This window comes from Hydrogenophaga sp. 5NK40-0174 (genome assembly GCF_040372165.1).
GTDB lineage: Bacteria > Pseudomonadota > Gammaproteobacteria > Burkholderiales > Burkholderiaceae_C > Hydrogenophaga.
On sequence record NZ_BAABWG010000004.1, the window covers coordinates 532,583 to 545,790 of the forward strand.

The 13,208-nt window shown below is 57.5% G+C and carries 13 protein-coding genes; 3 read left to right on the plus strand and 10 right to left on the minus strand.

The window, feature by feature from the left end; genetic code table 11:
• Positions 1-31: 31 nt before the first annotated feature.
• Positions 32-985 (plus strand): transaldolase, encoded by a 954-nt coding sequence (gene tal, locus ABWV89_RS15955; RefSeq protein ID WP_353398938.1) that lies wholly within the window; start codon positions 32-34, stop codon positions 983-985.
• Between the two features lie 52 nt (positions 986-1,037).
• Here the strand turns inward: tal and ABWV89_RS15960 are convergent, their stop codons facing one another.
• The 4 genes from ABWV89_RS15960 to ABWV89_RS15975 form a co-directional block, all read right to left on the minus strand.
• The gene (locus ABWV89_RS15960) at positions 1,038-2,579 is read right to left on the minus strand and encodes a C13 family peptidase (RefSeq protein WP_353398941.1); all 1,542 of its coding nucleotides are present in this window, start codon (positions 2,577-2,579) and stop codon (positions 1,038-1,040) included.
• 366 nt (positions 2,580-2,945) lie between these two features.
• Positions 2,946-4,592 (minus strand): chaperonin GroEL, encoded by a 1,647-nt coding sequence (gene groL, locus ABWV89_RS15965; protein WP_353398945.1) that lies wholly within the window; start codon positions 4,590-4,592, stop codon positions 2,946-2,948.
• 46 nt (positions 4,593-4,638) lie between these two features.
• Positions 4,639-4,926, minus strand: coding sequence for a co-chaperone GroES (gene groES, locus ABWV89_RS15970; RefSeq protein WP_353398948.1), 288 nt, complete (start codon positions 4,924-4,926; stop codon positions 4,639-4,641).
• Positions 4,927-5,186: 260 nt separating this feature from the next.
• The gene (locus ABWV89_RS15975) at positions 5,187-5,684 is read right to left on the minus strand and encodes an Lrp/AsnC family transcriptional regulator (RefSeq protein ID WP_353398951.1); all 498 of its coding nucleotides are present in this window, start codon (positions 5,682-5,684) and stop codon (positions 5,187-5,189) included.
• Between the two features lie 162 nt (positions 5,685-5,846).
• Here ABWV89_RS15975 and ABWV89_RS15980 point away from each other — a divergent pair, with 162 nt between their 5' ends.
• Together ABWV89_RS15980 and phhA are read left to right on the plus strand one after the other, a co-directional pair.
• Positions 5,847-6,164, plus strand: coding sequence for a 4a-hydroxytetrahydrobiopterin dehydratase (locus ABWV89_RS15980; protein WP_353398954.1), 318 nt, complete (start codon positions 5,847-5,849; stop codon positions 6,162-6,164).
• A gap of 1 nt (position 6,165) precedes the next feature.
• Positions 6,166-7,083: a phenylalanine 4-monooxygenase gene (gene phhA / locus ABWV89_RS15985; RefSeq protein WP_353398957.1), complete on the plus strand. Its 918-nt coding sequence runs from the start codon at positions 6,166-6,168 to the stop codon at positions 7,081-7,083.
• A gap of 133 nt (positions 7,084-7,216) precedes the next feature.
• Here the strand turns inward: phhA and ABWV89_RS15990 are convergent, their stop codons facing one another.
• The 6 genes from ABWV89_RS15990 to ABWV89_RS16015 form a co-directional block, all read right to left on the minus strand.
• On the minus strand, positions 7,217-8,992 hold the full coding sequence (locus ABWV89_RS15990) for a hypothetical protein (protein ID WP_353398960.1): 1,776 nt from the start codon (positions 8,990-8,992) through the stop codon (positions 7,217-7,219).
• Between the two features lie 10 nt (positions 8,993-9,002).
• Entirely contained in the window at positions 9,003-10,034 is a 1,032-nt protein-coding gene (locus ABWV89_RS15995; protein WP_353398963.1) for a lysylphosphatidylglycerol synthase transmembrane domain-containing protein, read from the minus strand.
• A 27-nt stretch (positions 10,035-10,061) separates the two neighbouring features.
• Positions 10,062-10,619 carry a class I SAM-dependent methyltransferase gene (locus ABWV89_RS16000; protein ID WP_353398966.1) on the minus strand — a complete coding sequence of 186 codons (558 nt, stop codon included), beginning with the start codon at positions 10,617-10,619 and terminating at the stop codon, positions 10,062-10,064.
• Between the two features lie 102 nt (positions 10,620-10,721).
• The gene (locus tag ABWV89_RS16005) at positions 10,722-11,465 is read right to left on the minus strand and encodes a class I SAM-dependent methyltransferase (protein WP_353398969.1); all 744 of its coding nucleotides are present in this window, start codon (positions 11,463-11,465) and stop codon (positions 10,722-10,724) included.
• Positions 11,458-12,225, minus strand: a complete 768-nt coding sequence (rfbF, locus tag ABWV89_RS16010) for a glucose-1-phosphate cytidylyltransferase (protein ID WP_353398972.1) — start codon at positions 12,223-12,225, stop codon at positions 11,458-11,460. The genes ABWV89_RS16005 and rfbF overlap by 8 nt, the downstream gene beginning before the upstream one ends.
• A gap of 13 nt (positions 12,226-12,238) precedes the next feature.
• Positions 12,239-13,207 (minus strand): glycosyltransferase family 2 protein, encoded by a 969-nt coding sequence (locus ABWV89_RS16015; protein WP_353398975.1) that lies wholly within the window; start codon positions 13,205-13,207, stop codon positions 12,239-12,241.
• Between the last annotated feature and the right edge of the window lies 1 nt (position 13,208).

A 13,208-nucleotide genomic window follows, 5' to 3' on the forward strand; every position in this document is an offset into this window, starting at 1 on the left:
CAACGTAACATTATTACAGGATAATGGTCGCATGAACCAACTTGAAGCCCTCAAACAATTCACCACCGTGGTCGCAGACACGGGCGATTTCAACCAGCTCGCGGCGTATGCGCCCCAGGACGCGACCACCAATCCGTCTCTGGTGCTCAAGGCGGTCCAGAAGCCAGAGTACGCTCATCTTTTGAAGGAAACGGTCAAGCAGTACGGCTTGAGCGACCTGGACGAGACCATGAACCGCCTGCTGGTGCGGTTTGGCCGCGAAATCCTGGGTTTGATCCCCGGCCGAGTTTCTACTGAAGTGGACGCACGCCTGAGTTTTGACACGGAAGCCACGGTCACGCGTGCCCGCCGCATCATCGATCTGTACCAGGGCGATGGCGTGCATGTGGACCGGGTGCTCATCAAGATTGCCGCGACATGGGAAGGCATTCAGGCTGCCGAGCGGCTGGAAAAAGACGGTATCCATACCAATCTGACGCTGCTGTTCTCTTTCCCGCAGGCGGTGGCTTGCGGTCAGGCCAAAGTTCAGCTTATCTCACCTTTCGTTGGCCGTATCTATGACTGGTACAAGAAGCAGGCAGGCGCGAACTGGGACGAGGCTGCGATGGCAGGTGCCAATGATCCTGGCGTCCAGTCGGTCAAACGCATTTTCAATTTCTACAAGAAGTTCGGTATTGCCACTGAGGTGATGGGGGCGAGCTTCCGCAACATTGGCCAAGTCACTGCGCTGGCCGGCTCAGACCTGCTGACGATCAGCCCGGATCTGCTGGGCCAGCTGGCGGCCAGTGACGCACCGCTGTCGAAAGCGCTGGATGCAGACGCGGCCAAGTCCATGGACATTCCATTCGTCAGCCTGGATGAGCGCAGCTTCCGCTACGCCATGAACGAGGACGCGATGGCCACAGAAAAACTGGCTGAAGGTATCCGCGCATTTGCTGCAGATACCTTCAAGTTGGAAGACCTGATGAAGGCGCAAAGCCAATAGCGAGGTTAGCCGCCGGTCCAACCAGCGAGGCGGTGGCGGGTGCGTGGGCTCATCAGCATGCCTGTTCGCTGGCTGGGGGTTGATTTCCGGCTCCGGCATCGGCTGAATCCTTGACGCAGCCGGCCAGAACCTTGGCTTTCTGTTGGTGAGCACGGCGGGAAAGCGCGTCTTCAAACGCGCTATCCCAATGAGCCAGAAAGCCCTGGCCTGCAGACATCTGCGGGTTGGAAAAACCATCGCGTTTTTTCCCTTCCTCCTCCCGGCGCTTGATGCGTTCAACTGCGCCGACGAACGCGGCCTCCCAAGAGAACGTTTCTCGCATGCCTTCATCGAACATGGCGCGCCCGAAATAGGTCAGGTCCGAACGGTTGCCACAGCCATATGAAGTGTGGTCTTTGTCAGAGGCGGTCAATACCAATGTGTTGTCATCTTCCAGCGGCGGGACCCAGCCGCCGGAATAGCACGCGGAGACAGCGATGCTTCTGTACTTGATACCACTGGTATCGAGCATGGACTTGAGCTCGATTGCCGTCAGGCTGGGCACTTCAAGAGGCCAGTGGTAGCTCGCCAGGCGGTGGTCCCGTCCACCGTGCGAGGTGAGATAGAGCAAAAGGACGTCCTGCTCGCGGTTCATCTTGCTGGCCAGGGCTTCTATGCTGTGTTTCAAGTTTCGTGGCGTTGCCCAGGCGATCGAATCGGCGGTGGTCGGGTGATTAAGCAGTGTGACGGTTCTGCCCTCAGCGTCCATTCGCTCGTGGGCCACCGACTGCATCATCCGACTTTCGCGCAAGAACACGTCTTCGTTGTATGGGGCGTAGAAGAGGGCGTATACCCTGGGGCTATCGCCTGGCTGTGACGGTTCGACCTGATCCAGCGTCTGTTGCAACAGGGCCTGCTGACGCTCAAAGAGTTCCTGGCTCAGTTCAAGGCGTGGGCGCTCCGGTTCGGATGAGTAGTCGTACTCCCATGCGCTTGAGTTCAACCACCGCAACTCAACCAGCATGATGGCCAGAACCAGCAGGGCAATGGCTGAGACATAGCCCTTGTGTGAAACCACCCGGCTCGCCGCTCGAACATTGACCAACAGCACCCAGGACAACATGACGACCATGGTCAATGTGCTGCCAGTGGTGGTCATCATGACGGGTGACAGGTGGTCTCCCATGTACAGCCATGCCATCCCCAGAGAGACAAGCAGAATGGGAATATGGGCCGCGGTCAGCAGGGTGAACCAGGCGGTCAGGGCCTGGGCATGCCTGTGATGCTGCGTACTGGAGGCGAACAAGCACATGGCAGCAAGCAAGGTCAGCCCGGTTGCAGCCCATCCGTACAGAAACCCGCTGAGGCTGAACAAGACTTCGCCATCCATGTAGAAGCGCTCGTTGGCAAGGTTGAGTGCGTTCAATGCCAGCAGCGAGAGGACGAGCGCGATCCAGCTCGCTTGCGGTGGCAATGGACCAATCCTCAGACCTATGCCGCCACGCAGACCCTGTGCAATCCACTTCACGGCTGAAGTGGTGTGAACCGGAGCGTCTGGTAGAGCAGTGGGCTTGACGGGTTCGACGGAATCGACGGAATCGACGGATTCGTTCACTGGGTTCTCCCTTGCAGTTCTTGTTTTCCAGGCCCTTAGTGTGCACGAAGAACGTACAGCCATATGGCTCGCCCGACCTCATCGCAGGGCTTCGGTGTGCAATCGTGCGCCAATGAGGCCGCTACGACGCAGCATGAGACGTCATGGCAAGCCTTTGCAATGCGCGGTGTGGCTTCTCAGGAAAGGCTTGCCCAAAAAGAAAAACCCCGCGAAGTTATCGCGGGGCTTCGAGGTGTGCAGTCGCGAGCCAATAATGCGGCTACGACGCAGCATGAGACGTCATGGCAAGGCACAAGGGCGTAGGCAGTAGCATCGCTACGGCAAGCCTTTGCAACGCCGCCATGGCGCCTCAGGCAAGGAGCAACATTACATGCCCATGCCCATGCCGCCCATACCACCCATGTCACCACCACCCATAGGCATCGGTGCGTCTTCCTTCGGTGTCTCGGCAACCATGCACTCGGTGGTCAGCATCAGGGACGCGACGGAAGCTGCGTTCTGCAGAGCCGTCCGGGTCACCTTCGTTGGGTCCAGGATACCCATTTCGATCATGTCGCCATAGGTGTCGTTGGCAGCGTTGAAGCCGAAGTTGCCCTTGCCTTCCAGCACCTTGTTGATCACGACGGATGGCTCGCCACCGGCGTTGGAGACGATCTCGCGCAGAGGTGCTTCGATGGCCTTGAGGATCAGGTTCACGCCAGCTTGCTGGTCGGCGTTGTCGCCCTTGACTTCGCCAACGGATTGCTTGGCGCGCAGCAGAGCCACACCACCACCAGCCACGATGCCTTCTTCCACAGCAGCGCGGGTAGCGTGCAGGGCGTCTTCCACGCGGGCTTTCTTTTCCTTCATCTCGACTTCGGTAGCAGCACCGACTTTGATGACGGCCACGCCGCCAGCCAGCTTGGCCACGCGCTCTTGCAGCTTCTCGCGGTCGTAGTCGCTGGTGGCTTCTTCGATCTGAACACGGATCTGCTTGACACGTGCTTCGATGTCTTCAGCAGCGCCAGCGCCGTCGATGATGGTGGTGTTTTCCTTGCCGACTTCGATACGCTGAGCTTGGCCCAGGTCAGCCAGGGTGACTTTCTCGAGGCTCAGGCCCACTTCTTCGGAAATGACTTTGCCGCCGGTCAGGATGGCGATGTCTTCCAGCATGGCCTTGCGACGGTCGCCGAAGCCAGGTGCCTTGACGGCCACAACCTTCAGGATGCCACGGATGGTGTTGACCACCAGCGTTGCCAGGGCTTCGCCTTCGACTTCCTCTGCGATGATCAGCAGAGGACGGCTGGCTTTGGCCACAGCTTCCAGGGTAGGCAGCAGGTCACGGATGTTGCTGATCTTCTTGTCGAACAGCAGAACAAACGGGTTCTCCAGGATCGCGGCTTGTTTTTCTGGGTTGTTCACGAAGTAGGGGCTGAGGTAGCCGCGGTCGAACTGCATGCCCTCGACGACGTCGAGTTCGTTCTGCAGTGACTTGCCGTCTTCAACGGTGATCACGCCTTCTTTGCCGACCTTGTCCATTGCAGCAGCGATGATTTCACCGATGGAGGCGTCGCTGTTGGCAGAGATGGAGCCGACCTGAGCAATTTCCTTGCTGGTGGTGGTGGGCTTGGAGGACTTTTGCAGTTCGGCGATCAGGGCTTCAACAGCACGGTCGATGCCGCGCTTGAGGTCCATGGGGTTCATGCCGGCGGCGACATACTTCATGCCTTCGCGGACGATGGACTGGGCCAGAACGGTAGCGGTGGTGGTACCGTCACCGGCGTTGTCAGACGTCTTGGAAGCGACTTCCTTGACCATCTGGGCGCCCATGTTCTGGAGCTTGTCCTTGAGTTCGATTTCCTTGGCCACGGACACACCGTCCTTGGTCACGGTAGGGGCGCCGAAGGAGCGCTCGAGCACCACGTTGCGGCCTTTAGGGCCCAGGGTGGTCTTGACGGCGTTGGCCAGGATGTTCACACCCTCAACCATGCGGGCGCGGGCTTCACCGCCGAAAACTACGTCTTTTGCTGCCATTGTTCAGGTTCCTTTACAGAAAATTGGTGTTGTCAGAGTGAAGTGATTACTCGACCACTGCGAACAGGTCGTCTTCTTTCATGACCAGCAGCTCGTCGCCATCAACCTTGACGGCCTGGCCGCTGTACTTGCCAAACAGGACGCGGTCGCCGACCTTCACGCTCAGGGCTTTGGTTTCGCCCTTGTCGTTGGTCTTGCCTGGGCCGACGGCCAGCACTTCACCCTGGTCGGGCTTCTCTGCTGCGTTGTCGGGAAGCACGATGCCCGAAGCGGTCTTGGTTTCGTTTTCCAGGCGCTTGACGATCACGCGATCGGCGAGAGGACGAAGTTTCATTTCATCTCCTGTAGAGAGTTGGTTGGTTTGGTTGCAGTCATCAAACAGGACGGCCAACGTCAATGTCCGCCTCAGGGGCGGCCCTGTACGTTGACCGCAGATCGATGTGGGGAGGTGCTGTTAGCACTCAATCCCAACGAGTGCTAATGATAAGGGCGGTGTATGTCGATTTCAAGACGAGGTCTTGAAAAGAAAGGTGAAATACCGGGAAAACCCGATATTTCCATATGGCGAAATCAGTCTGTGCGGTTGGACGTTCTTCAATCCAGGGGCATCTCGCCCGATGACTTCAGCTCGTTGAGGCAGATGCTGGAGCGCACACTGCTGACGCCATTGAGCTGGGCCAGGGAGCCGAGCAGGAAGTCCGAGAGGCTTTTGAGGTCACGGGCGACGACCTTGCAGACATAGTCAAAGTCGCCGGTGACGGCGTGGCACTCCAGGATCTGGGGCATCTTGGCCACGGTGCGCTGGAATTTCTGCACTTCCTTGTGCTGGCCGCGGTCCATCGACACATGGACGAAGGCCATGACCCCCAGCCCCAGCTTTTCCCGGTCGAGCCGGGCTTCGTAGCCCCTGATGTAGCCCAGGCTCTCCAGTCGGCGGTGACGGCGGTTGCTTTGGGCGGGGGACAGGTGCACGGCCTGGGCCAGGTCCTGGTTGCTCATGCGGCCGTTGGATTGCAGCGCAGCCAGGATGCGCCGGTCGAGCCGGTCCAGTGATGATGGGTGCAAGGAAAGATCGCTGATGTCGTCACTCATGAAAGGGTCTCTCCTGTTGGTGTCTGAACCGGATGGGAAATGAGAGCAAATTGTCTTCGATGTGGATGAAACTGAACATCGGAATGACATTCATCCCTCCACCCGGTGTGATCATCAAAAAGCAAAAAGACATAAGGAAAAAAGGACATAAGGAGACTGCCCATGGCCACCCCCATCGATACTTCAGTGCTGCAGGCGCAGCTGACTCAGAAAGCCCCTTTGTGGACTGCTGGCGCAGACAAAACCAGCATTCAGCGATCGTTTCGCTTCGACGACTTTGTCCAGGCCTTTGCCTTCATGACCCGGATGGCAGAGGTGTCGGAGCGCATGAACCATCACCCTGAATGGTTCAATGTCTACAACCGGGTGGACATCACCTTGACCACACACGATGTGGGCGGGCTGTCCACGCTGGACATTGAATGGGCCGAGCAGGCCGATGCCGCTTTTGTGGCGATGGCATCACCCGACGGGGCGTGAGATGAGCGCATCTGACACGAGCGAAGCGGGCTCGATCGGCCCGGCTTCAAAAGCTTTACACGGGCTGGCCGCTGGTGAGGCTTACCAGCCAGATCGCGCCGACTGGACCATTCCCCAACGATGGGATCGCTACACGGCCGATGAGCACGCCGTCTGGAAGACCTTGTTCGAGCGCCAGACGCATTTGCTGCCAGGGCGGGCCTGTTCGGCTTTTGTGGAAGGCATGCGCGACTTGCCCATGTCGGCCAACCAGATTCCCGACTTCGAGGCATTGTCAGAAGCCTTGATGAAGCGGACGGGGTGGCAAGTGGTGGCGGTGCCCGGGCTGGTGCCGGATGAAGTTTTCTTCGAACATCTGGCCAACCGGCGCTTCCCGGCGGGGCAGTTCATTCGCGGAGCGCACGAGCTGGACTACCTGCAAGAGCCGGATGTCTTTCACGATGTGTTCGGCCATGTGCCGATGCTGATGCACCCGGCGTTGGCTGACTTTATCCAGGCCTACGGTGAAGGCGGCTTGCGGGCTCAGCGCCTGGGGCATCTGGCGCAACTGGCACGGGTGTACTGGTACACCGTGGAGTTTGGTCTGGTGCAGGAGGGAGATGAATTGCGCATCTACGGGGCTGGCATTGCCTCGTCACGGGCGGAGTCGGTCTTTTGCCTGGAGAGTGCATCGCCCAACCGGGTCGGGTTTGGGCTGGAGCGCGTCATGCGCACCCGCTACCGCATCGACGATTTCCAGGAAACCTATTTCGTGCTGCCCGACCTGGACAGCTTGCTGGACTTCACCCGTGTGGACTTCGCTCCCTTGTACGAGCAGGCAGTGCTGGGGGGGGATCTGGCGCCCGGTGACGTGCTGGGTGACGACACGGTGTGGCAGCGCGGGCATGGCGGGTATCACCGGACGATGGCAGGGGATTAGTTGCTGTGCCAGGGGTATGACCCCGGTGCGCGGCAGCTGAGCGCCAAGAATGATACAGAGCGAGAGGCGTCCTTGGATGGGTGAGACCATTAGGCCAGCCAAACCACCGGAACCACCAAGCCAACCTGAGGTGCTACTTCCAATAGCCCCATTTGAGCATCGCGGCACTTGGACGGAAGTAGAGCTGCCGCACCTTCGGCATCTCTACTTCCATGAGGCTCGGTGCCTTGGGCCCCACCCATCTGATGCTGACCTTACCGGGTCCACTGACCTGTACCTTGCCTTCGGAAAGGAGATGGACTGATGGATTCAAGATGGGTTGGCCATCAAGCTGACTACCGCCGGTGACTTCGTAGCGACCCGTGCGCTTGATTTCAACGACTTCGCCATCTGGCGACTTCAGGTCATAGCCCAGCACCCAGAATGTAGGTGAAGCGGGTCGATACCACATGGCAACTGCTTCCCTGTCCCGGCGCTTCAGCCAGCGCCATCGATAGTGGCCCAGTATGACCACCGGTGGATAGGTTTGTTTGACGATGTTGGCAAACTGAGCAGATGGGGTGCGGTGATAGCTCTTCAAGAACAAGGAGTGCAGCAACCAGTCGCGGCTTGGCGCCTGTCGGCTGGTCACCAGGCCGGTTCCATCCAGCACGCGATCTTGGGGGCTGGTAATGGCCTCCACCGCCTTGGTTGTCTGCATCTGCTCGCTCATGGACTGAGAGAACCATGGTGTGCGATACAAAGGGAAAAGTGTCGCGATGGAAGCGGACACAAGCAGGGCTAGGAGCGTTGTACGGCGATTCCACCACCGCCCAAGAACCAGCTGCAAGCCTTCAGCTGTAGCGAGAGCCAGGCCCGCAGACACCCAAACCAGGTTGTAGGAATATGGCCTTGGGTTGGCAATCAGCGCGACCACACAGAACGCCAGCATTGCCACACCGGGCGAAATCGTGTCCAAAGCACGCGGCAGTGACACTCTCAGGCCGCGAAGAAAATGAATGGCTACTGAGCACAGCGAGACGAAAGACAATACAAATGCCACAGGTGAGGCCAGCAGCATCGTACGAAATGCAGGGACCGAGGACGATCGCCGCGACACGACGCTGTAGTTGGCGAACTCCTGCAATTTGTCCAGGTAAGCAGAAAGAGCGCCTGCTGAGGCAAGCAGGCCCAGCCCCGCCGCTGCGGCTACTGCGCAAGGGGCGGAAAGCCTGGCCAACTCTTGCACCATGGACAAGATTCGTGTGGTGAACCTGTCGCCATTGTTGCCATGGCGGCCATAGGTGTAGGCCAGCAGAAACAATGCGGGTATCCATAGCGTGAACGCTTTGTGCGACGTCAGTTGCATCAGCGCGATAATCGCAGCCGCCATCCATCTGGCTCCCCAGCCATAGACCTGGTCACGAGCTGATCGAATCAACCAGGCAAATGCAACTATGCCACATGCTTGTAGCAGGTCATGGCGGATCTCAAAGCCGTGCAACCAGGCGCCGCCCATGGACAATGCGATCACGGCAGGGGCCAGAACCTGCCAACCCAGCTTTGTGTTGCCTGCATTCGTGCCAGTTGGGGGAGAAACCGGGAGAGCGAACCCCACACCCAGCATGGTTGTGATGAAAATCGCCGCGAACAGGATGCGCAAGACCAGGTAGTGCTGACTGGCCGTTGGCAGGTTGCGAGTGATCAAGCCGCCGATCACATGGTGCAAGTCCACCGGATTGCCTGCCCCGGGATCACCCCATGCCATCACGAGTTGCATCGTGAAGACGTTGTGAGGTTCGTCAATGTGCAGATGCCTGGTGGAAGCCATCCACACGACAGTCACAGCCAGCGAAACAAAAGCCAGCGTCAGAGGGAGCGTCAGGCCACGATCACGCAATGTGTAGTTGGATGACATCTGAGGTTGCATGACCGCTGACTCAAGGCTGCTTTTCAATTTGCGCATGATTGCGCACTACAACAAATGGAATCGCGCCGAGAAGGTTGGGGCCGACTTGACCAAGAATGTAGAGGTTGAACACGTTGGCACCACCCTTTGCCCCCATGCTGGCAAACAAGGTTTCGAATGCCAGGTGGCCAACGCCCAGTCCAGCAAGCGAGACGGGCAGCATGACGCTCAATATTCCAATGGGAAACACAGTGGCGACTGCCTGCACATCCAGAGATGCTTCAGGAAAGGCCCGGGTCAGGAGAAAGAAGTAGCCAATGCTGATCGAGTGCATTGCCATGGAAATGACATACGCGCCGATGAGGTGTCGTCGATGACCGCGCAGGACCTCTGCACCCTCTAGTAGCTTGCCAAGCCAGGAGAACTTGCCGGAAATCGTCCCAAGGCGGATCCATCCTGCTTTCCACTCTATCAAAAGCCCCATGGCGACGGGTAGCCCGACCAATCCTGCTGACAGAACGATGAAAAGCAGGGTTAGGTGTTCGTCAGGCTGCACCGCATCACTTCCCCACCGGCCCGTCAGCAACCAAATGAGAGAAGAAGCCGCCAGAAGTGCTGAAAGGCCAATGCCTCGCTCGACCAGAAGGAGAAAAAGCAGCGTTCGCTTCCGTTCTGAATGATGCTTGGCTACCGCCAGGCTCTTCCACACATCACCCCCGATACTGCCAGGAACAACAGTATTGAGAAACAGGCTCGACAACTGAAGATGAAGAGCTCGCATCCAGTCGAGGTGGATGTTCACAGTAAACAGCAAGGTTCGATATCGCCAGGCACCGAGGACTGCGGACACCAATACCCAGTTGATAACGGTGGCCGCTGCAAGCACTGGGTTGGTCGCCAGCAGGCCCATCGCAGATGGGTCCAGGGAACCACTGCGAAACAGGTAGACCAGTAGTGTGAGAGTGACGGCCGCTTTGAACGCAGTTGCCCAGTGTCGGCGACGACTCATTGCCATGGGCGCCATATGATTCCCGGCCTGGCTGTGAATATCCGAGTCGAGCACGGTTCGTCCAGCTGCAATCTCGTCGACTCAGGGGGTGGCAGGCTCATCGCTGACAGCGATTGGCTTGCGCATGGTCATCACCCAGTAGATAGATGGTGTCAGTGATGCCTTTGGCAGCTGTCCTTGCACTGACTCAAAGTGTGGCTTGGCCAAATCGAGAAAAGCCTCAGGCGTTCTGACGAATTCACCGCGATCGTGAACTGCGAGCCAGTGCTCAAACCGATGCTGGCCCTCATGGATAACGGTGTCAAGAGCAACAACTCGGCCCCCTGGGCGCAGCGAAGCGGCGATCGCGCCAAGCAGCGAGTGGCAAGACTGATCATCCAGATGGTGCAGCAAACCCATGAGCAGTACGCCGTCAAAAGGACCCAGCTCGCGTGCACGTGACTCGTCAAACGGCTCTGCAAAGAAATGGCCTCTCTCGCCAAAACGCCTCTTCGCATGGTCAATGTACCGCTCATCGGTATCAAAGCCATAGTAGTCGAGGCGTGGCAAGTCGTTCAGGTAATAGGCCGGCCCGCAGCCTACGTCGAGCACCCTCTCGCCTTCATGTGCCTGGAGAATGTCCAGGCAGTGGCTTCTCATTTGAATTCCTCCCACGAGTTTCTGAAAAGCCATATAGATCTGAGGGGACTTCAGAATAGAGCGCATGTCTGAAAAAAATGATTGATCTGCGGAGAAGGCACGTTAGGCACGAGGTGTTCCGATTACCACGTATTGCCCGCCCAGAGGAAGCCATGTCAGGTGCCGTTCCAAAAACAGCAATCCAGAGAATCTCGGGGGAACAAAGAGGCAGTATGACTGGTCAACAAGCTCAATACCCGAGCGGTCGTACAGTCTGCGAAGCTCAGAAGGCCTGAGGAGAACGGCATCAGCATCAAAGGGACAGGTGCTGACAATTCTGCGTGTCACAGGGTTGAAAGGGTTGTGCTCGAAGATGCAGATCTCTGCATCTGGCGCCATTCGCGATGACAGGACTTTCATGGCGCCCCCCCGCTCCGGCGGTGGAATGTGGTGAAACACATTGGCGACGAAGACCAGGTCAAAACCGTCGAGCTTGAGATCGGGGGTTTCAACTTCAAAGCGTATACCGGGGTTGTGCTGACGCGCGATGTCCAGGCTGGCTGGGGAGATGTCGGTGCCAATTACCTCTGCTTCTTCGAACGCATCTCTGAGCATCGGTATGTTTCGTCCGGTCCCGCACCCGTACTCGAGAATCTTCTTCACTGGGCGGGCACGCCGCTGCTTGACGAAATCTACCTTGTATTGAGCAAAGTAGGCGACATCGCTTGTGTAAGCGCCGACGCTCTCGTGCATGAGCGCATCGTAGGATCCAGCATAGTCATCAAAGTCGATGGATTCCGAAGGCTGCTTCTTGTGAGGAGTGGCATCGACTTCGTGGCGCTGCATATCAGTTGTCTTATCAGACATGCCACGGAGCGTTTCCGCTGTTCCACAGAGATTCAAGCTCGCGCTTGTCTCGCAAAGTGTCGCATGGGCGCCAGAACCCGTGATGCTGGAACGCCATCAGTTCGCCTTGGCGGGCGAGTTCTCCAAGAGGTTCTCGCTCCCAGGATGTCTGGTCGCCGGCAATCGTGTCAAAGACGGTTGGCTCGAGCACGAAAAACCCCCCGTTGATCCAGCCGATTTCGTCCTGGGGTTTTTCTTCAAAGCTCGAGACCTGTTGCTCCTGTCCCATGTTCAAGACGCCAAAGCGTCCAGGTGGCTGAACCGCGCAAACGGTGGCCTTCTTTCCGTGCTTTCTGTGAAATTCGATCTCGGCGCCGATATCAACGTTGCTCAGTCCGTCGCCATAGGTCAGGCAGAAGGTGTCCTGATCGACCAGGTGTTTGACACGCTTCAGCCTCCCGCCAGTCATGGTCTCTGCGCCCGTATCGACCAGGGTGATGCGCCAGTCCTCTGCTTGACTGTTGACCAGGCGGTGCTCGCCAGTGCTCAGATCAATATGGAGGTCGGACATGTGGCGGTGGTAGTTGAAGAAAAACTCCTTGATGACATATCCCTTGTAGCCGAGGCAGATGACAAAGTCCTTTACGCCATGGTGTGCATAGGATCGCATGATGTGCCAGAGCAGAGGGCGGCCACCGATTTCCACCATGGGTTTGGGTTTGGTGTCTGACTCTTCCGCTATACGGGTACCGAGTCCTCCAGCGAGTATGACGGCTTTCATTGGCATCTTGCGTTCAAAGTTTCAGGTCGTTGGTGTTGATGTTCAGGCATTCATCGACGATGGCAATCGGGTCTGACCGCATCAGGCGATAAATGCGCAGAATGTACTCTCCAATGATGCCGAGGAAAAAGGCATTGAGTCCTATGCCAAAAAGAATCATGAGCTGGATGCTCGTAAAGCCCCGAGGCAGCGTTGAGTCAAGAGCGTAGAGAGCCAGGTAGTACGCTGTTCCGAGCAGGCTCAGAACCAATATGCCAACACCCAGAAAAGTGGCGGCTCTGAGCGGAATCGTCGAATGGTTGAAAACGGCTGTAATGCCCAGGCGCAGAAGCCGAGACAAATTGAACTTGCTTTTTCCAGACAGGCGGGCATCACGCGCGTAGGGCACACCAATCTGCTGGAAACCCATGCCTGCGATCTGACCACGGATGTAGGGGGATGCCGATTTTGATTGCGCAATCGCCTTCACAACCGACCGGTCAATGAGTCTGAAATCGCCGGCGTCCCGTGGAATTTCGTGTTCGCTGAGTTTGTCAATCAGCCAGTAGCCAAAACGTCGGAAGGTTGCCAGAAAAAAGCCATCCGGACGCTTGATGCGAACGCCATAAACGACTTTGTATCCTTGCTGCCAGAGTTCAAAGAACTGTTCAAGCAGTTCAGGTGGATCTTGCAAATCGGCATCAATCTGTAGAACAGCGTCGCCTCGTGTGTGCAGATAGTTGGCCAGGATCGAGTTTTGAAATCCGAAATTTTTGGAAAAGCGCATTGCCCTCACTCGAGGGTCTCGCTTGGACAGCTCCTTGAGTTGTTCCCAGGTGCCATCCTCAGACCGGTTGTCAGTGAACAGAAACTCCATCTCGCAATGGTTCTCCATCTTGTGTGCGAGGGAGTCCAGGCGCTCATACAGGACGGGCAGATTGCCTGCTTCATTGAGAACAGGAATCGAGATGGAAATCAGCGGTTTGGAGCAGGCGTTGGACAAC